The 17,815-nt window shown below is 68.2% G+C and carries 16 protein-coding genes; 8 read left to right on the top strand and 8 right to left on the bottom strand.

Going from position 1 to position 17,815, the window contains the following annotated elements; all coding sequences use genetic code 11:
- The first annotated feature begins 2 nt into the window (after positions 1–2).
- Positions 3–1,172: a bacteriohopanetetrol glucosamine biosynthesis glycosyltransferase HpnI gene (gene hpnI, locus BFF94_RS25405; RefSeq protein WP_128843268.1), complete on the top strand. Its 1,170-nt coding sequence runs from the start codon at positions 3–5 to the stop codon at positions 1,170–1,172.
- Positions 1,169–2,254 carry a lysylphosphatidylglycerol synthase domain-containing protein gene (locus BFF94_RS25410; RefSeq protein WP_128843269.1) on the top strand — a complete coding sequence of 362 codons (1,086 nt, stop codon included), beginning with the start codon at positions 1,169–1,171 and terminating at the stop codon, positions 2,252–2,254. Before hpnI ends, BFF94_RS25410 begins: the two co-directional genes overlap by 4 nt.
- Positions 2,255–2,297: 43 nt before the next feature.
- Here BFF94_RS25410 and denD read toward each other — a convergent pair whose 3' ends face one another.
- The 8 genes from denD to BFF94_RS25450 form a co-directional block, all read right to left on the bottom strand.
- The gene (gene denD / locus BFF94_RS25415) at positions 2,298–3,269 is read right to left on the bottom strand and encodes a D-erythronate dehydrogenase (protein WP_219139991.1); all 972 of its coding nucleotides are present in this window, start codon (positions 3,267–3,269) and stop codon (positions 2,298–2,300) included.
- 28 nt (positions 3,270–3,297) lie between these two features.
- Positions 3,298–4,074, bottom strand: a complete 777-nt coding sequence (gene otnI / locus BFF94_RS25420) for a 2-oxo-tetronate isomerase (RefSeq protein WP_128843270.1) — start codon at positions 4,072–4,074, stop codon at positions 3,298–3,300.
- Between the two features lie 64 nt (positions 4,075–4,138).
- Complete coding sequence (locus BFF94_RS25425; protein ID WP_128843271.1) at positions 4,139–5,464, bottom strand: MFS transporter; 1,326 nt, start codon at positions 5,462–5,464, stop codon at positions 4,139–4,141.
- 129 nt (positions 5,465–5,593) lie between these two features.
- Positions 5,594–6,235 carry a 3-oxo-tetronate 4-phosphate decarboxylase gene (gene otnC / locus BFF94_RS25430; protein ID WP_128843272.1) on the bottom strand — a complete coding sequence of 214 codons (642 nt, stop codon included), beginning with the start codon at positions 6,233–6,235 and terminating at the stop codon, positions 5,594–5,596.
- Positions 6,232–7,530 (bottom strand): 3-oxo-tetronate kinase, encoded by a 1,299-nt coding sequence (gene otnK, locus BFF94_RS25435; protein ID WP_219139992.1) that lies wholly within the window; start codon positions 7,528–7,530, stop codon positions 6,232–6,234. The genes otnC and otnK overlap by 4 nt, the downstream gene beginning before the upstream one ends.
- Positions 7,531–7,549: 19 nt before the next feature.
- Complete coding sequence (gene ltnD / locus BFF94_RS25440) at positions 7,550–8,440, bottom strand: L-threonate dehydrogenase (RefSeq protein ID WP_128843273.1); 891 nt, start codon at positions 8,438–8,440, stop codon at positions 7,550–7,552.
- Between the two features lie 70 nt (positions 8,441–8,510).
- On the bottom strand, positions 8,511–9,215 hold the full coding sequence (locus tag BFF94_RS25445; RefSeq protein ID WP_128843274.1) for a FadR/GntR family transcriptional regulator: 705 nt from the start codon (positions 9,213–9,215) through the stop codon (positions 8,511–8,513).
- A gap of 186 nt (positions 9,216–9,401) precedes the next feature.
- A complete protein-coding gene (locus BFF94_RS25450; protein WP_128843275.1) occupies positions 9,402–10,469 on the bottom strand; it encodes a GlxA family transcriptional regulator in 1,068 nt (355 codons plus the stop codon).
- A gap of 262 nt (positions 10,470–10,731) precedes the next feature.
- Here BFF94_RS25450 and BFF94_RS25455 point away from each other — a divergent pair, with 262 nt between their 5' ends.
- The 6 genes from BFF94_RS25455 to BFF94_RS25480 are packed head-to-tail and all read left to right on the top strand — an operon-like array spanning position 10,732 to position 17,782.
- The gene (locus BFF94_RS25455; RefSeq protein ID WP_128843276.1) at positions 10,732–12,117 is read left to right on the top strand and encodes an L-serine ammonia-lyase; all 1,386 of its coding nucleotides are present in this window, start codon (positions 10,732–10,734) and stop codon (positions 12,115–12,117) included.
- A 16-nt stretch (positions 12,118–12,133) separates the two neighbouring features.
- Positions 12,134–13,378 (top strand): sarcosine oxidase subunit beta family protein, encoded by a 1,245-nt coding sequence (locus BFF94_RS25460; protein WP_017331352.1) that lies wholly within the window; start codon positions 12,134–12,136, stop codon positions 13,376–13,378.
- A gap of 25 nt (positions 13,379–13,403) precedes the next feature.
- Complete coding sequence (locus BFF94_RS25465; RefSeq protein ID WP_219139993.1) at positions 13,404–13,718, top strand: sarcosine oxidase subunit delta; 315 nt, start codon at positions 13,404–13,406, stop codon at positions 13,716–13,718.
- Positions 13,715–16,726 carry a sarcosine oxidase subunit alpha family protein gene (locus tag BFF94_RS25470; RefSeq protein ID WP_128843277.1) on the top strand — a complete coding sequence of 1,004 codons (3,012 nt, stop codon included), beginning with the start codon at positions 13,715–13,717 and terminating at the stop codon, positions 16,724–16,726. The genes BFF94_RS25465 and BFF94_RS25470 overlap by 4 nt, the downstream gene beginning before the upstream one ends.
- Positions 16,716–17,345, top strand: a complete 630-nt coding sequence (locus BFF94_RS25475; RefSeq protein WP_128843278.1) for a sarcosine oxidase subunit gamma — start codon at positions 16,716–16,718, stop codon at positions 17,343–17,345. Before BFF94_RS25470 ends, BFF94_RS25475 begins: the two co-directional genes overlap by 11 nt.
- Complete coding sequence (locus BFF94_RS25480; protein ID WP_128843279.1) at positions 17,342–17,782, top strand: dihydroneopterin aldolase; 441 nt, start codon at positions 17,342–17,344, stop codon at positions 17,780–17,782. Before BFF94_RS25475 ends, BFF94_RS25480 begins: the two co-directional genes overlap by 4 nt.
- The last annotated feature ends 33 nt before the right edge of the window (positions 17,783–17,815 follow it).

A 17,815-nucleotide genomic window follows, 5' to 3' on the forward strand; every position in this document is an offset into this window, starting at 1 on the left:
GCATGGTTTTGCTGCATGTGCTGCACACGCTGGCCGGGGTCATATCGATCGTCTGCGGGGTGGGCGTGTTGCTGGGCATTGCGTACACGGTCACGGCCAGCGTGCTGGTCGGCCGGTTCTTTTCCCGGGCGGCCGCGGAGCCGCGCGATTATCCGGGCGTCACCGTCGCGAAGCCGCTGCACGGCGACGAGTGGCAGCTCGTACAGCATCTCGAAAGCTTTTTCGTGCAGAATTACCCGGGGCCGGTCCAGCACCTGTTCGGCGTGCACGATGCAGGCGACGCGGCGCTCGCGGCCGTCGAGACGCTGCGGGCGCGCTACCCGGACGCGAACATCAAGGTCGTCGCCGACGCGCGGCTGTACGGGCCGAACCGCAAGATCGCCAATCTCGTGAACATGCTCGAACACGCGGAGTATTCGGTGCTCTGTCTCGCCGACAGCGACGTGCTGGTCGAGCGCGATTATTTGCGTGCCGTCGTCGGCGCGCTACAGCAGCCGGATGTGGGCATCGTGACGAGCGTGTATCGCGGCGTCGCGTCGCCGGGCTTCTGGCCCGGTGTCGCCGTCGCGATGACGAACTACCATTTCCTGCCGGGCGTGATCACCGGGCTTTTCATCGGGCGCGCGCGGCCGTGCTTCGGCCAGACGATCGCGATCACGCGCGCGACGCTCGAACGCATCGGCGGGCTCACGCGTTTCGCGCATCACCTGGCCGAGGATCACGCGCTCGGCGAAGCGGTGCGGCAGGCGGGTGCGCAGGTCGTGATCCCGCCGTTCGTCGTCGGGCATGCGTGCGTCGAGGAGACGTTCGCCAAGCTGTACACGCATGAATTGCGCTGGAGTTGCACGATCCGCGCGGCGGACCGGCTCGGTCATGCCGGCTCGGTGCTGATGCACCCGGTGCCGCTCGCACTGCTGGCGCTGCTGTTCTCCGGCGGCACGGCCACTGCGTGCGGGCTGATGGTCGCGGCGCTCGCCGCGCGGGCGCTGCTGATGCTGAAAACGAGCCGTGCGACCGGCGCCGGCCTGCGCGGCGCCATCTGGCTGCCGTTCGTCGATCTCCTGCAATTCGTGGTCTTCGTGTCGAGCTTCTTCTCGTCGCATGTCGTGTGGCGCGGCACGCGCTTTCGCGTCGACCGGGAAGGCCTGCTGTCGCCGGCGAGCGAATCATGACGACGCAGACGAATCCCGCCGCCGCCGCGGACCGAGGCGCCGCGCGTCGCGATGGGCGGCTCCGGCATGTGGGGCGCGTGGCGGCGCTCGCCGGGCTGGCGCTCGCGGTGTGGCTGATCTGGCGCGAGCATCCGCTGGAAATCCTGCACCGCCTGCAGATCGCCGGCGCCGGGCTGCTGCTCGCCGCGCTGGCGCACATCCTGCCGATGCTCGCGAATGCGTGGGACTGGCGGATGCTGATCCGCGGCCCGCGCCGGCCGTCGTTCGCGACGATGCTGAAGCTCGTCTGGATCCGCGAATCGATCAACGGGTTGTTGCCGGTCGCGCGGATCGGCGGCGAGGTCGTGTCGTTCGGCCTGCTGCGGCAGGCGGGCGTGCGGCCGGCGACCGCCGTGGCCAGCCTCGTCGCCGACATGCAGTTGACGCTGATCAGCCAGCTGGTGTTCGCGCTGGTCGCGATCGGCTACGTGCTCGAACACGTATCGTCCGATGCCGCGCGGGTGGCCGCGCACCTCGCGATCGGCATGGCCGCGCTGGTGCCGGTGCTGCTGCTGTTCGCGCTGGTGCAGCATGCGCGGCCGTTCGAACGCGCGATGCGCGTGCTCAACCGCATCACGAGCGGCAAGGTGGTTGCGCTGGTCGGCGAATCGGCGCGCACCGATCAGTCGATCCGGATGATCTGGAGAAAGACCGGCGTCGTCGTGCGCTATCTGGGGATCTGGCAGACGCTGCAGTTCGCGGGCTATGCGCTGGAAATCTGGCTGGCGCTGTACTTCCTCGGCGCCGATCCGACCTTCGCGCAGGCGCTCGCGATCGAGGCGCTGATCCAGATGGTGAGCAGCATCGCGTTCCTGATGCCGGGCGGCCTCGGTGTGCAGGAGGGCGGGTTCGTGCTGATCGGCGGGCTGCTCGGGTTCGACCCGCCGACCTGTCTCGCGCTGGCCGGCGCGCGCCGCGTGCGCGATCTGCTGTTCTATCTGCCGGGCTTGCTGGCGTGGCAGTGGGCGGCCGGTTCGGCGAACCGGCCGGGCGGCACGAAACGCGCGTCGCTGCGCATCGGGGAATCCGCCAGGCCGCATTGATACGGCCCGGCAGCGCGTGCCCGCACGGCGGGCAGCGCGGGAATCAACGCCGTTCGTCGGCGATATGGCTGCGGATCACGTCCGCGAACGACGTATCGCCCTTCAGCCCGAGCGCCTGCGCGCGCGACGTGTCCCAACGGCCCGGCCAGCTGCCGACGATCTTCTCGACGCGCTCGTCGGGCGCATGGCGGATCAGCTTCACGACGTCGTCGCCCGCGACTTCGCGCAGCGCCGCGATCATCTCGTCGACCGATACCGACAGGCCGGGCAGGTTGATCACGCGCTTGTTGCCGAGCTTCGCGCTGTCGAGCTCGCAACCGGCGACGAGCGCTTCGATCGCGCCGCGCGGCGACAGCAGCCACAGCCGCGTCGAGCCGGGCACCGGGCACACGCTTTCCTCGCCGTTCAGCGGCTCGCGGATGATGCCGCTCGCGAACGACGACGCGGCCGCGTTCGGGCGGCCGGGCCGCACGCTGATCGTCGGCAGGCGCAGCACGCGGCCGTCGACGAAGCCGCGCCGCGCGTAGTCGCACAGCAGCAGTTCGGCGATCGCCTTCTCGGCGCCGTACGACGATTGCGGGTTCAGCGCGGTGTCGTCCTGCACGACGTCGGGCAGCGCGCCGCCATACACCGCGACGGAGCTCGTGAACACGACGCGCGGCTGGTGGCCGCGCGTGCGGCACACTTCGAGCAGCGTGCGCGATGCGTCGAGGTTGATCCGCATGCCGAGATCGAAATCGGCTTCGGCCTGCCCGCTGACGATCGCCGCGAGATGGAAGATCGCGCCCGTGCGCGTGTCGATCGCGCTGTCGAGCACCGCGCGATCGGCGATGTCGCCGACGATCGACGTCACGCGCGCATCGCCGAAATCGCTGCCCTTGACGACGTCGAGCAGCACCAGCTCGTCGATCTTGCCGGTCCGGCCGTCGGGGCCGGTCAGTTCGCCGCGTTCGAGCAGCTTGCGCGCGAGACGCTGGCCGAGAAAGCCGGCACCGCCGGTGATCAGTACTTTCATGTTCATTACCCTCTTAGGAATGCTTGAATCACAGGTATGGCTTGAGCCAGCCGAGGCCTTCCGACGTGCCGGCCTTCGGGCGGTACTCGCAGCCGATCCAGCCGTCGTAGCCGAGCGCGTCGATCAGCGCGAACAGGTACGGGTAGTTGAGTTCGCCGATATCCGGCTCGTGACGCTCGGGCACCCCGGCGATCTGGATATGGCCGATGCCCGCGAAATCGCGCTTGAGCTTCATCGCGAGATCGCCTTCGACGATCTGGCAGTGATAGCAGTCGAACTGCACCTTCAGGTTCGGCGCGCCGACTTCCGCGCAGATATCGTGCGCATCGTCCTGGCGACTCAGGAAATAGCCGGGCATGTCGCGCTGGTTGATCGGCTCGATAAGGATCGTGATGCCGTGCGCGAAGGCGGCCTGCGCCGCATGCCGCAGGTTCGCCAGGTAGGTGTCGCGATGGCGCGCGCGGTCGCCGCCCGGCGCGACCATCCCGGCCATCACGTGCAGCTTCCTGTTGCCGAGCACGCGCGCATAGTCGAGCGCCTGGTCGATACCGCGCCGGAACTCGTCCTCGCGGCCCGGCAGCGACGCGATGCCGCGTTCGCCCGCGGCCCAGTCGCCGGGCGGCGCGTTGAACAGCGCCTGTTCGAGGTTGTGCGCGTCGAGGCGCGCGCGGATGTCCTCGGCGGCGAAGTCGTACGGGAACAGGTACTCGACGGCCTTGAAGCCGTCGTAGGCGGCAGCGGCGAAGCGTTCGAGGAACGCGTGCTCGTTGTACATCATCGAAAGGTTGGCGGCGAAGCGTGGCATGGCAGCGGGTCCTGTGAATGAATGGGGCGGGGCGCACGGCACCCCGCGTCGAATGGCGGCCGGATCAGCGGTTCACGAGTTTCGCGGGCGTGAGCCACACGGCGATCGCGCCGATCACGAGCATCGCTGCCAGCATGTACATGCCGGACGACGTGCTGTGCGTGGCGTCCTTCAGGTAGCCGATCACGTACGGGCTCGCGAAACCGGCGAGGTTGCCGACCGAGTTGATGATCGCGATCCCGGCCGCGGCCGCGGAGCCCGCGAGGAACGCGGTCGGCAGCGACCAGAACAGCGGTGCGCAGGTCAGCACGCCGCCCGCCGCGAGCGACAGGAACACGATCGACACCGCCGTATTGTGCGAGTACGACGCGGCGACCGCAAACCCGACCGCGCCCATCAGCGCCGGCACGATCAGGTGCCAGCGGCGTTCGCGGCGCTTGTCCGCGCTGTGGCCGAACAGGTTCATCACGACGATCGCGACGAGGAACGGAATGGCCGACAGCAGGCCGATCTGCAGCGTATCGGTGATGCCGGTCGATTTCACGAGCGTCGGCATCCAGAACGTGAGGCCGTACTGGCCCGTGACGAACGCGAAGTAGATCAGCGACATCCACCACATGCGCGGGTCCGAGAACACGGCCTTCAGCGAGTGGCCGTGCTTCTGCTGTTCCTGCGGCTGCGCGGCGATTTCGTCTTCGAGCAGCTGCTTCTCGCGCTCGTCGAGCCATTTCGCGCCGCGGATGCTGTTGTCGAGATACAGGATCGTCGCGATGCCGACGAGCACGGCCGGCACGGCCTCGATCATGAACATCCATTGCCAGCCGTGGAAGCCCGAGCCGCCGTGGAAGCGCTCCATGATCCAGCCCGACAGCGGATTGCCGAAGATGCCCGACACGGGAATCGCGGACATGAACACCGCGATGATCTTCGCGCGGCGATGCGACGGGAACCAGTACGTGAGGTACAGGATCACGCCGGGATAGAAGCCGGCTTCCGCGAGGCCGAGCAGGAAGCGCAGCACGTAGAACTGCGTCGGCGTCTGCACGAACGCGAACAGCGCCGACAGCAGGCCCCATGTGATCATGATCCGCGCGATCCAGATGCGCGCGCCGAGGCGGTGCATCAGCAGGTTGCTCGGCAGTTCGAACAGGAAGTAGCCGAGGAAGAAGATGCCCGCGCCGAGCCCGAATACGGTTTCGCTGAACGCGAGATCCTGCGACATCTGCAGCTTCGCGAAGCCGACGTTCACGCGGTCGAGATACGCGACCACGTAGCAGAGCATCAGGAACGGCACGATGCGCCAGAACACTTTCTTGTAGGTGCGGTCGAGTTCCGCGGCATGGGCAGGCGCGGCGGGCGAGCGGCCAGCGGCCGCGTCGAGAGCAGTCATCGTCGTCTCCAGAGTGTTGTTTGCCGGCGGCGCGTACGCCGCCGGATCATGTGTGTGCTGACGGAAGGGCCCGCGCACACGGCGGGCATGGGAATCGGTGCTTGATCGGTGCGCGACGCGAGCGTCGCGTTACCAGCGCGCGCCGAAGGTCTGGCGCAGTTCGTCGAGCGCCGCGTCGGACAGCGGCTCGGGCTTCGGGTGCGTCATCAGCCACAGCCGTGCCGTTTCCTCGAGCTCCTCGAGCGCATACGACGCGTGCGACACCGACGGCCCCCACATCACGGGGCCGAGACGCTCGAGCAGCACGCCGCGCACCTGGTCGGCGAGCGCCGCGACTTCGGCCGCGACGGCCGGGTCGCCGGGGCGGCGATAGCGGATCAGCGGAATGTGGCCCACCTTCATCACGTAGTACGGCGTGATCGGCGGCAGCACGTCGGCGTCGCGCCATACGCCCGCGAGCGTGAGCGCGACGAGATGCGTCGAATGCGTGTGAACGACGCCGTTCGCTTGCCCGTTGCGCGCGTAGATGCCGCGATGCAGCGCGAGCGTCTTCGACGGCTTGCCGCCCGATACGGGCTGGCCGTCCGTGCCGACCTTCGCGATGTCGTTCGGGTCGAGCCGGCCGAGGCACGCGTCGGTCGGCGTGATCAGCCAGCCGTCGGGCAGGCGCGCGCTGATGTTGCCGGCGCTGCCGACCGCGTGGCCGCGCGCATACAGGCTCGCGCCGACGACGCAGATCTCTTCGCGCAGTTTCGCTTCGTGGCTCATCATGCGGCTCCGTCCAGCGCGCGCAGCGCCTTGTCGAAAAAGTCCGTCGTGCCGAAGTTGCCGGATTTCAGCGCGAGGCCGAGCGGCTGCGCGTCGATGGTGGCCGTGGCCGGCACGCCCGGATCGATCTGCGCGCCGATCTGCAGCGACTTCACGTCGAGCGCCTGCACGACCGCGCCGGACGTCTCGCCGCCGGCGACGACGAACTTGCGCACGCCGAGTTCGCGCAGGCCCCGCGCGATCGCCGCGAGCGTGCTTTCGACGAGATGGCCGGCCGCGTCGACACCGAGCGCCTGCTGCACGGCCTTCACGTCGCCGGGCGTCGCGGTGGCGTAGATCAGGACGGGCTGCGGCAGGTGCGAGCCCGCGAAGGCGAGCGCCTGGTCGACAACGGGCTCGCCGCGCGCCGCCGCGAGCGGATCGATGCGGAAGCTCGGCCGCGTCGCGCGCCACGCGGCGACCTGCGCGTTGGTGGCCTTCGACGCGCTGCCGGCGAGTACGGCCGACAGCCCGTCGATGCGCGGCAGCGACGCCGCGTTGTCGCGCTCGGGCAGTTGCTCCGCGCGGCGGAAATTCGCGGGCAGGCCGAGCGCGATGCCCGAACCGCCGGTGACGAGCGGCAGGCCCGCGCACGCTTCGCCGAGCACGTAGAGGTCGCGGTCCGACAGCGCATCGGCGATCGCGAAGCGCGCGCCTTCCGCGCGCAACTGGTCGATCCGCGTGCGCACGGCGGCCGCGCCCAGCGCGACCGTGTCGTAGCGGATCAGGCCGACCGGCGACTTCGTCTGCCGCTGCAGCACGCGCACGAGGTTCGCGTCCTGCATCGGCGTGAGCGGATGGTTCTCCATCCCCGATTCGTTCAGCAGCACGTCGCCGACGAACAGGTGGCCGCGATAGATCGTGCGGCCGTTCTCGGGGAATGCCGGGCACGCGATCGAGAAGCCGCCGCCGACCGCATCGAGCAGCGCGTCGGCGACGGGGCCGATGTTGCCCGCGTCGGTCGAATCGAACGTTGAGCAGTACTTGAAGAAAAACTGCCGGCAACCTTGCGCGCGCAACCATTCGTATGCGGCGAGCGATTGCGCGACGGCGTCGGCTGCGGGGATCGTGCGCGACTTCAGCGCGACGACGATCGCGTCGGCGTCGACGCCGGTATCGACTGCGGCGCCGCCGGCGGGCACGCCGATCGTCTGCACGGTGCGCATGCCGCTCTTGACGAGCATGTTTGCGAGATCGGTCGCGCCGGTGAAATCGTCGGCGATGCAGCCGAGCAGGGGACGGGAAGCGGAAGCGGTCATGGCAGGAGCGTCGTTCGAATCAGCGGGCGGGCGGCAGCGTGATGCCGGGGAAAGTCTTGATCACGGCGGAATCGTCCTCGCCGCCGTGGCCGGCGCTCGACGCGCTCATGAACATCTGGTGCGCGGTGGCCGACAGCGGCAGCGGGAACTTGCTGCGGCGCGCGGTATCGAGCACGAGGCCGAGATCCTTGACGAAGATGTCGACGGCCGACAGCGGCGTGTAGTCGCCGTTCAGGATGTGCGGCACGCGGTTCTCGAACATCCACGAATTGCCGGCGCTGTGCGTAATTACGTCGTACAGCGCGTCGGCATCAACGCCTTCGCGCAGGCCCAGCGCCATCGCCTCGGCGGCCGCCGCGATGTGCACGCCGGCCAGCAACTGGTTGATGATCTTCACTTTCGAGCCGATGCCGTGCGCGTCGCCGAGGCGATAGACCTTGCCGGCGATCGCGGCGAGCACGTCCTCGCAGCCCGCGTACGCGGCGGCCGGGCCCGACGTCATCATCGTCATCTCGCCGGATGCCGCGCGCGCGGCGCCGCCCGACACCGGCGCATCGAGCATCTGCAGGCCGGCGGCCTCGATGCGCGCGCCGAGCGCGACCGCGAATTCGGGTGCGACGGTCGCGCTTGCGATCACGACGCCGCCCGGCTTCATCGCCGCGACCGCGCCGTGCTCGCCGAACAGCACCGTTTCCGTCTGCGCGGCATTGACGACGAGCGTGACGACGACGTCGCATCGCGCGCCGAGTTCGGCCGGCGACACGCAGGCCACGCCGCCTTCGGCGGCAAACGCCTGCAGCACGGTGTCGCGCACGTCGCATGCGTGCACGCGCAAGCCGGCGCGCAGCAGCGAGCGGGCGACGCCGAGGCCCATCGCGCCGAGGCCGATGACTCCAACATTTCGTGACATGGTCAACCTTGATCGATTCGGGAGAGGTTCGTGACAGCGGCGCCGCCGGGGGCGGGCGAGGCCGCCGGTTTCAGCAGATGCCGGCTTCCGCGAGACGGCGGGCCGCGTTGTACATGTGCGTGCGCGCCGCGTTGCGCGCCGCCATCGGGTCGCGCGAGCGGATCGCGTCGGCGATCGCCGCGTGTTCCTCGCGCACCTGGCGCGAGAAATCCTCGCGTGTCGCTTCGTTGCGCCGCGTGACCTTCACGCCGGCTTCGAGGTACTGGTTCAGGAACTGCAGCGTCTTCAGGAAATACGGGTTGCCGGTGACGGCCGCGATCGTGCGGTGGAACGCGACGTCTTCCGCGACGCCGTCGCGCCCGGCGGCTACCGCATCGTCGATCTTGCGCAGCGCATCGTCGATGTCGGCCATGTCTTCATCGGTGTGATGCAGCGCGGCTTCGGCCGCGACCTCGGCCTCGATCGCGCGGCGCACCGCGAGCAGGTGCGGCAGCGACGTGGCCTCGACCGCTTCCGCGTAGTCGATCCGCAGCGGCCGGATCGCACCGTGCTGGTTCACGTACACGCCGCTGCCCTGGCGCGGCTCGACCACGCCTTCGTTCTTCAGCCGCGAAATCGCCTCGCGGATCACGGTGCGGCTCACGCCGAATTCCTGCGCGAGCACGGCTTCCGTCGGCAGCTTGCCGCTGGCCGAGAAACTGCCGACTTCGATCTGCTTGAGCAGTTGCTGCGCGACATGGTCGCTCATCGCACGGGCGGGAATTTTCTCGAACATGATGCTCTGGTTTGTAAGGTGATGTGGTCATCATACAAATTTGAGCGCGATGAATCATCCGGGATAACCCTCGGTAAGCGGCGGGCAACGTCGGTCAAGTTGACTGAAACCGGTTCCAAAACAGTCGAAACCGACGCGATCGTGTGCCGTTCTACGGTCGGTCAGGTAGGGGGATGCCCGTGGCTGTCAGTCGGCGATGTCCGCGACGGGGTCCGCGACCATCGCCGCGCCGGCTTCCGACACTTCCCCGCCACGCTCGCGATAGGTCGCCGGCGGCACGCCGAACTGCTTGCGGAATTCGCGCCCGAGGTGCGACGCATCGGCGAACCCGCAGCTCGACGCGATATCGGCCACCGTGCGGTCCGAACTCGTCAGCAGCCATGCGGCCGTGCGCAGCCGCACCTGCTTCGCGAACACCTGCGGGCTCTTGCCCGTCTCGGCCTTGAACAGCCGCTCGAGCTGCCGCGTCGACATGTCGAGCTTGCACGCGAGCTCGTCGAGCGGCAGCGCGCGCCCGACATGCTGTTCCATCAGAAGAATCGCGCGCTTGACCTTCGGGTGCGTGGCCGGCTCGAGGCCCGGCGGATGCGGCTGCGGCGCGTTGCCTTTCTGCATCTCGCCGACGAGCAGGATGCGCAGCGCCTTCTGCACGGTCGCGTGATCGAAATGGCGCAGCAGGATCGCGGCGGCGACGTCGATCGACGCGCGGCCGCCCGAGCACGTGATCCGGCGCCGGTCGATCACGAACAGCCGGTCGGCGATCAGCAGGTCGGGATCGGCGCTCGGGAAGCGCTCGATGAAATCCCAGTAGTGGAACCAGCTCACGCAGGTGCGGTAGCCGTCGAGTGCGCCGGCGCGCATCAGCGTGAACACGCCGGTGCAGATCCCGACGACGGTCGCGCCGCGCGCCGCCGCGCGGCGGATGAACTCGAGCGTTTCGGGGCCGGCTTGCGGCCCCGAATGCAGCAGCCCGCCGACCACGACCACGTAGTCGAACGGCTCGGCCGCATCGAAGGTCTCCCACGGCGTGATCTGGATCCCGCAACTCGCGCGCACCGGCGCGAGCGTCTCGCCGATCACGCTCCACGCGCAGCGCACGGGCTTGCTGTAGTCGCCGTCGTCGGCCGACAGCCGCAGCATGTCGACGAAACCCGAGAACGCGGTCAGCGTGAAGTTCGGCAGCAGCACGATGCCGAAGCGGATGCGCTGCGGCGCGGGTTCTGCGAGGGGGGAAGCGGGTACGTCGGGTGTCATCGCGGCCAATCTCGTCACGCCGGGCAGGCGGATCTCACTCGTTTCACTCTGTTTGCGGGCACGGCGGCCGGCAGGCGCGAACGCCTGCCGGACTTGTGGTTTTTCGTCGCGAACCATCGCCAAAACGCACTTTCCGGGCGGCCGGCGCGAGGCTTGGCGGGGGTATCCCACGCCGATGCCGTTTTTGTTCTATCGGCCAATTTTACGCTTTGATGTACTGATGCCAACGACATTTCACGTACGCCCATCCAGAGGAAGCCAGATGAACGTCAGCGCGTTCGACCTGTTCAAGATCGGCATCGGCCCGTCCAGTTCGCATACGGTCGGCCCGATGATCGCGGCGTGCCGCTTCGCGTCGCATGTCGAGGACGCGAACCTGCTCGGCTTCGTGCGCCGCGTGCGGGTCGAACTATACGGCTCGCTCGGCGCGACCGGCAAGGGCCACGGCACCGACAAGGCCGTGCTGCTCGGCCTCGAGGGCCACCTGCCCGACACGATCGATCCCGACCTGATCGAGCCGCGGCTCGCCGCGATCCGTGCGGAGAAGGCGCTGTCGCTGCTCGGCAGGCAGACGGTCCGCTTCGAGGAAAAGGAGCACATCGGCTTCTATCGCAAGCTGATGAGCGGCACGAGCATCGTGCACCCGAACGGGATGCGCTTCCAGGCGTTCGACGAGCACGGCCAGCTGCTCGTCGAGAAAGAGTATTACTCGGTCGGCGGCGGCTTCGTCGTGAACCGCGACGGCGATCGCGTGAACGGCGTGCGCGCGGCGGTCGAGGTGCCGTATCCGTTTCGCACCGGCGACGACCTGATGCGGCAGTGCCGTGAACACGGGCTGTCGATCGCCGAGCTGATGCTGCGCAACGAATCCGCGCTGCGTCCCGCCGACGAAGTGCGCGCCGGGCTGCTCGCGATCTGGCGCACGATGGCCGCCTGCGTCGAGCGCGGCTGCAAGGTCGAGGGCGAACTGCCGGGCCCGATGCGCGTGAAGCGCCGCGCGGCCGAGATGAGCGGCCACCTGCGCGCGCGTTCGGAAGAGTCGCTGCGCGACCCGCTGTCGATGCTCGACTGGGTCAACCTGTATGCGATGGCCGTCAACGAGGAGAACGCGGCGGGCGGCCGGGTCGTCACCGCACCCACCAACGGCGCGGCCGGCGTGATTCCCGCGGTGCTGCACTACTACGTGAAATTCGTGCCGGGCTCGAACGAAGCCGGCATCGTCGAATTCCTGCTGACGGCCGCGGCGATCGGGATCATCTACAAGGAAACCGCGTCGATCTCCGGCGCGGAAGTCGGTTGCCAGGGCGAAGTGGGCGTCGCGTGCTCGATGGCCGCCGCCGCGCTCGCCGCGGTGATGGGCGGCACGCCGGACCAGGTCGAGAACGCGGCCGAGATCGGCATGGAGCACAACCTCGGGATGACCTGCGACCCGGTCGGCGGGCTCGTGCAGATCCCGTGCATCGAGCGCAACGCGATGGGTGCGATCAAGGCGCTGAACGCGTCGCGCATGGCGCTCAAGGGCAACGGCCAGCACTACGTGTCGCTCGATTCCGTGATCAAGACGATGCGCGAGACCGGCGCCGACATGAAGACGAAATACAAGGAAACGTCGCGCGGCGGTCTCGCCGTGAACGTCATCGAATGCTAACGAAGGGTCCATCAAAATGAGCCGCTACTCGATATTCAGCCTGTTCCGCAACGGCCTCTCGTATCACGAGAACTGGGAAAAGCAGTGGAGGAGCCCGGAGCCGAAGAAGGAATACGACGTCGTGATCGTCGGCGGCGGCGGTCACGGCCTCGCGACCGCGTACTACCTCGCGAAGGAACACGGGATCACGAACGTCGCGATCCTCGAGAAGGGCTGGATCGGCGGCGGCAACACCGCGCGCAACACGACGATCGTGCGCTCGAACTATCTGTGGGACGAATCGGCCGCGCTGTACGAGAAGGCGATGAAGCTGTGGGAAGGGCTGTCGCAGGACCTGAACTACAACGTGATGTTCAGCCAGCGCGGCGTGATGAACCTCGCGCACACGCTGCAGGACGTGCGCGACACCGAGCGCCGCGTGAACGCGAACCGGCTGAACGGCGTCGACGCCGAATTCCTGACGCCCGCGCAGATCAAGGAAATCGAGCCGACCATCAACCTGAACAGCCGCTACCCGGTGCTCGGCGCATCGATCCAGCGCCGTGCCGGCGTGGCGCGCCACGACGCGGTGGCCTGGGGCTTCGCGCGCGGCGCGGATCGCGCCGGTGTGGACATCATCCAGAACTGCCAGGTGACGGGCATTCGCCGCGAAGGCGGCGCGGTGGTCGGCGTCGATACGGTGAAGGGCTTCATCAAGGCGAAGAAGGTCGCGGTGGTCGCGGCCGGCAACACGACGACGCTCGCCGACATGGCCGGCGTGCGCCTGCCGATCGAAAGCCATCCGCTGCAGGCGCTGGTGTCCGAGCCGATCAAGCCGGTCGTCAACTCGGTGATCATGTCGAACGCGGTGCACGCCTATATCAGCCAGTCCGACAAGGGCGACCTCGTGATCGGCGCGGGCATCGACCAGTACACGGGCTTCGGCCAGCGCGGCAGCTTCCACATCATCGAAAGCACGCTGCAGGCGATCGTCGAGATGTTCCCGGTGTTCTCGCGCGTGCGGATGAACCGCCAGTGGGGCGGCATCGTCGACGTGTCGCCGGACGCGTGCCCGATCATCACCAAGACCGACGTGAAGGGCCTCTATTTCAACTGCGGCTGGGGCACCGGCGGCTTCAAGGCGACGCCCGGCTCGGGCTGGGTGTTCGCACACACGATCGCCCGCGACGAACCGCATCCGCTGAACGCACCGTTCGCGCTCGACCGCTTCTACACGGGCCACCTGATCGACGAGCACGGCGCTGCCGCCGTTGCGCACTAATCCCCGCACTGAAGGAGAAAGAAACATGTTGCTGATCGAATGTCCGTGGTGCGGGCCGCGCGCCGAATCCGAGTTCACGTGCGGCGGCGAAGCCGACATCGTGCGCCCCGTCAACAACGAGAACATGACCGACCGCGAATGGGGCGAGTACGTGTTCATGCGCGAGAACAAGCGCGGGCTGCACAAGGAGCAATGGCTGCATGCGCAGGGTTGCCGCCGCTGGTTCAAGGCCACGCGCGACACGGTGACCTACGATATCAAGGGCTACGAAAAGTTCGGCGGGGCTGCCATCAGTGGCGCGGCCGCCGGCAACGCACACGAAGAGGGCACGAGCAAATGAGCCAGAAAGACCGCCTCGGCACCGGTGGCCGCATCAATCGCGCGATTCCGCTGACCTTCACGTTCAACGGCCGCACGTATCAGGGCTTCCAGGGCGACACGCTCGCGTCCGCGCTGCTCGCGAACGGCGTGCATTTCGTCGCGCGCAGCTTCAAGTACCACCGTCCGCGCGGGATCGTGACGGCGGACGTCGCGGAACCGAATGCCGTCGTGCAGCTCGAATCGGGCCCGTACTCGGTGCCGAACGCGCGCGCGACCGAGATCGAGCTGTACCAGGGGCTCGTCGCGACGAGCGTGAACGCCGAGCCGACGCTCGAGAACGATCGCTATGCGATCAACCAGAAGTTCTCGCGCTTCCTGCCGGCCGGCTTCTACTACAAGACCTTCATGTGGCCGCGCAAGATGTGGCCGAAGTATGAAGAGAAGATTCGCGAGGCGGCCGGCCTCGGCAAGGCGCCCGAGGCGCTCGACGCCGATCGCTACGACAAGTGCTACGCGCATTGCGACGTGCTCGTCGTCGGCGGCGGCCCGTCGGGCCTCGCGGCCGCGCATGCGGCGGCCACGGCCGGCGCGCGCGTGATCCTCGTCGACGACCAGCGCGAGCTCGGCGGCAGCCTGTTGTCGTGCCGCGCCGAGATCGACGCGAAGCCCGCGCTGCAGTGGGTCGAGAAGATCGAGGCCGAACTGCGCAAGCTGCCCGACGTGACGATCCTGTCGCGCAGCACCGCGTTCGGCTACCAGGACCACAACCTCGTGACGGTCACGCAGCGCCTGACCGATCACCTGCCCGTGTCGATGCGCAAGGGCACGCGCGAGCTGCTGTGGAAGGTTCGCGCGAAGCGCGTGATCCTCGCGACCGGCGCGCACGAGCGTCCGATCGTGTTCGGCAACAACGACCTGCCGGGCGTGATGCTGGCAGGCGCGGTGTCCGCTTATGTGCACCGGTTCGGCGTGCTGCCGGGCCGCAACGCGGTCGTGTTCACGAACAACGACCGCGCGTACCAGACCGCGCTCGACCTGAAGGCGTGCGGCGCGAAGGTCACGGTCGTCGATTCTCGCGCGTCGTCGAACGGCGCGCTGCCGGCCGCCGCGAAGCGGCAGGGCGTGACGGTGATGAGCGGCGCGGTCGTGACGACCGCGTCGGGCAAGTGGCGCGTATCGTCGGTCGACGTCGCGTCCAGCACGAACGGCCAGGTGGGCGGCAAGCTGCAGTCGCTGCCGTGCGACCTCGTCGCGATGTCGGGCGGCTTCAGCCCGGTGCTGCACCTGTTCGCGCAGTCGGGCGGCAAGGCCTGCTGGAACGACGAGAAGGCGTGCTTCCTGCCGGGCAAGCCCGTGCAGGCGGAGGCAAGCATCGGTGCGGCGGCCGGCGAATTCGGCCTGGCGCGCGCGCTGCGGCTCGCGGTCGATGCGGGCGCGGAAGCGGCGAAGGCGGCGGGCTTCACGGCCGCGCAGCGCCCGGTTGCGCCGCAAGTCGCGGAAACCGTCGAAGGCGCACTGCAGCCGCTGTGGCTCGTCGGCAGCCGCGAGGCCGCGGCGCGCGGGCCGAAGCAGTTCGTCGATTTCCAGAACGACGTGTCGGCCGCCGATATCCTGCTGGCCGCCCGCGAAGGCTTCGAGTCGGTCGAGCACGTGAAGCGCTATACGGCGATGGGCTTCGGCACCGACCAGGGCAAGCTCGGCAACATCAATGGGATGGCGATCCTCGCGCAGGCGCTCGGCAAGACGATTCCGGAAACGGGCACGACGACGTTCCGCCCGAACTACACGCCCGTGACGTTCGGCACGTTCGCGGGCCGCGAGCTCGGCGATTTCCTCGACCCGATCCGCAAGACCTGCGTGCATGAGTGGCACGTCGAGCACGGCGCGCTGTTCGAGGACGTCGGCAACTGGAAGCGGCCGTGGTATTTCCCGAAGAACGGCGAGGATCTCCATGCGGCCGTGAAGCGCGAATGCCTCGCGGTGCGCAACAGCGTCGGCATCCTCGACGCATCGACGCTCGGCAAGATCGACATCCAGGGCCCCGATTCGGTGAAGCTGCTGAACTGGATGTACACGAACCCGTGGAACAAGCTCGAGGTCGGCAAGTGCCGCTACGGGCTGATGCTCGACGAGAACGGGATGGTGTTCGACGACGGCGTGACGGTACGCCTCGCCGACCAGCATTTCATGATGACGACCACGACGGGCGGCGCGGCGCGCGTACTCACGTGGCTCGAACGCTGGCTGCAGACCGAATGGCCCGACATGAAGGTGCGGCTGTCGTCGGTCACCGATCACTGGGCGACGTTCGCGGTGGTCGGCCCGAAGAGCCGCAAGGTCGTGCAGAGGGTATGCCAGGACATCGACTTCGGCAACGAAGCGTTCCCGTTCATGAGCTACCGGAACGGCACCGTCGCGGGCGCGAAGGCGCGCGTGATGCGGATCAGCTTCTCGGGCGAGCTGGCCTATGAAGTGAACGTGCCGGCGAATGCGGGCCGCGCGGTGTGGGAAGCGCTGATGGCGGCCGGCGCCGAGTTCGACATCACGCCGTACGGCACCGAGACGATGCACGTGCTGCGCGCGGAGAAGGGCTACATCATCGTCGGCCAGGATACCGACGGCTCGGTCACGCCGTACGACCTCGGGATGGGCGGGGTCGTCGCGAAGTCGAAGGACTTCCTCGGCAAGCGCTCGCTGGCGCGCTCGGACACCGCGAAGGAAGGCCGCAAGCAGTTCGTCGGCCTGCTGACCGAGGACGAGCAGTTCGTGCTGCCGGAAGGCGCGCAGATCGTCGCGAAGGACACGCAGGTGTCGGCGGTCGATCCGACGCCGATGATCGGCCACGTGACGTCGAGCTACTACAGCCCGATCCTGAAGCGCTCGATCGCGCTCGCGGTGGTGAAGGGCGGCCTGAACAAGATGGGCGAGAGCGTCGTGATTCCGCTGGCCAACGGCAAGCGCATCACCGCGAAGATCTCGAGCCCGGTTTTCTACGATACCGAAGGGGTGCGCCAGCATGTGGAATGAAACGAGAAACCAGGCGCCGGTGGCGGGCGCGGGCGTGACGCTTGAATCGCCGTTCGTCGGCGCGGCCGACGTGCTGAAGACGCACCAGGCGCGCGCATCGAAGAAGTTCACGCTGCGCGAGCGGCCGTTCCTCGATCTCGTCAACGTGCGCGGCGAGCTGAGCGATCCGGCGTTCGTCAGCGCGTTCGAGCGCGTGGTCGGCTGCCGGCCGCCCGCGGAGCCGAACACGGTCGTGCGCGGCGCCGAGTACGACGTGCTGTGGCTCGGCCCCGACGAGTGGCTCGTGCGTTCGAACGGCCCGGTGCAGGCCGGCGTGCTCGAAGCGAAGCTCGCGGAGGCCGTGCAGGGTTCGTATGCGGCGGCGGTCGACGTCGGCAGCGGCTACACGGTGGTCGAGATCAGCGGCGAACGCGTGCGCGACGTGCTCGCGCGCGGCTGCCCGCTCGACCTTCATCCGCGTGCGTTCAAGCCGGGCCAGTGCGCGCAGTCGCATTACTTCAAGTCGTCGATCGTGCTGATTCCGACCGGTGACGATACGTTCGAGATCGTCCTGCGCCGCAGCTTCGCCGACTACTTCGTGCGCATCATGCTCGACGCCGCGGCGCCGCTCGCATCATGAAGCCGTTCGACGAACCGTTCGTGGCGATCGACGCGCCGCGCCTGCGCGGGCGCGGCTGGAGCGTGTTCGTCGACGAACTGAAGGTGCCCGCGAGGATCGGCATTCATGCGCACGAGCATGAAGCGCCGCAGCAGGTCGTGATCGATGCGCGGCTCGGGTATCGCTGCGAGCCGAGCGAGCAGGGCGAGTGGATCGATTACGACGGCTATTGCGCGCGCGTTGCCGCGTTTCTGTCGCACAAGCCGCATACGCGGCTGCTGGAGACGCTCGTCGCCGATATCGCGGTGCTGTCGTTCCGCGAATGGCCCGCGCTGGAGTCGCTGACGCTGTCGGTGTACAAGCCGAAGATCCGGCCCGGCACGAAGCGCGTGGGCGTGTCGCTCGACTGGACGCGCGGGGATTATTTGCGATGGACGGGGGCGGCGGGACAGCTATGAGCGGTGCTGGATCGGGGGCGATCCGGTCAACTC

Origin of the sequence: Burkholderia catarinensis (genome assembly GCF_001883705.2) — a bacterium.
Taxonomy (GTDB): domain Bacteria; phylum Pseudomonadota; class Gammaproteobacteria; order Burkholderiales; family Burkholderiaceae; genus Burkholderia; species Burkholderia catarinensis.

Coding starts and splice junctions, on each gene's coding strand:
- BFF94_RS25460 (WP_017331352.1), top strand. CDS start 12,134: ATGAGCCGCTACTCGATATTCAGCCTGTTCCGCAACGGCCTCTCGTAT.
- hpnI (WP_128843268.1), top strand. CDS start 3: ATGGTTTTGCTGCATGTGCTGCACACGCTGGCCGGGGTCATATCGATC.
- BFF94_RS25410 (WP_128843269.1), top strand. CDS start 1,169: ATGACGACGCAGACGAATCCCGCCGCCGCCGCGGACCGAGGCGCCGCG.
- BFF94_RS25480 (WP_128843279.1), top strand. CDS start 17,342: ATGAAGCCGTTCGACGAACCGTTCGTGGCGATCGACGCGCCGCGCCTG.
- BFF94_RS25475 (WP_128843278.1), top strand. CDS start 16,716: ATGTGGAATGAAACGAGAAACCAGGCGCCGGTGGCGGGCGCGGGCGTG.
- BFF94_RS25450 (WP_128843275.1), bottom strand. CDS start 10,469: ATGACACCCGACGTACCCGCTTCCCCCCTCGCAGAACCCGCGCCGCAG.
- otnI (WP_128843270.1), bottom strand. CDS start 4,074: ATGCCACGCTTCGCCGCCAACCTTTCGATGATGTACAACGAGCACGCG.
- otnC (WP_128843272.1), bottom strand. CDS start 6,235: ATGATGAGCCACGAAGCGAAACTGCGCGAAGAGATCTGCGTCGTCGGC.
- BFF94_RS25445 (WP_128843274.1), bottom strand. CDS start 9,215: ATGTTCGAGAAAATTCCCGCCCGTGCGATGAGCGACCATGTCGCGCAG.
- ltnD (WP_128843273.1), bottom strand. CDS start 8,440: ATGTCACGAAATGTTGGAGTCATCGGCCTCGGCGCGATGGGCCTCGGC.
- otnK (WP_219139992.1), bottom strand. CDS start 7,530: ATGACCGCTTCCGCTTCCCGTCCCCTGCTCGGCTGCATCGCCGACGAT.
- BFF94_RS25465 (WP_219139993.1), top strand. CDS start 13,404: ATGTTGCTGATCGAATGTCCGTGGTGCGGGCCGCGCGCCGAATCCGAG.
- denD (WP_219139991.1), bottom strand. CDS start 3,269: ATGAAAGTACTGATCACCGGCGGTGCCGGCTTTCTCGGCCAGCGTCTC.
- BFF94_RS25455 (WP_128843276.1), top strand. CDS start 10,732: ATGAACGTCAGCGCGTTCGACCTGTTCAAGATCGGCATCGGCCCGTCC.
- BFF94_RS25470 (WP_128843277.1), top strand. CDS start 13,715: ATGAGCCAGAAAGACCGCCTCGGCACCGGTGGCCGCATCAATCGCGCG.
- BFF94_RS25425 (WP_128843271.1), bottom strand. CDS start 5,464: ATGACTGCTCTCGACGCGGCCGCTGGCCGCTCGCCCGCCGCGCCTGCC.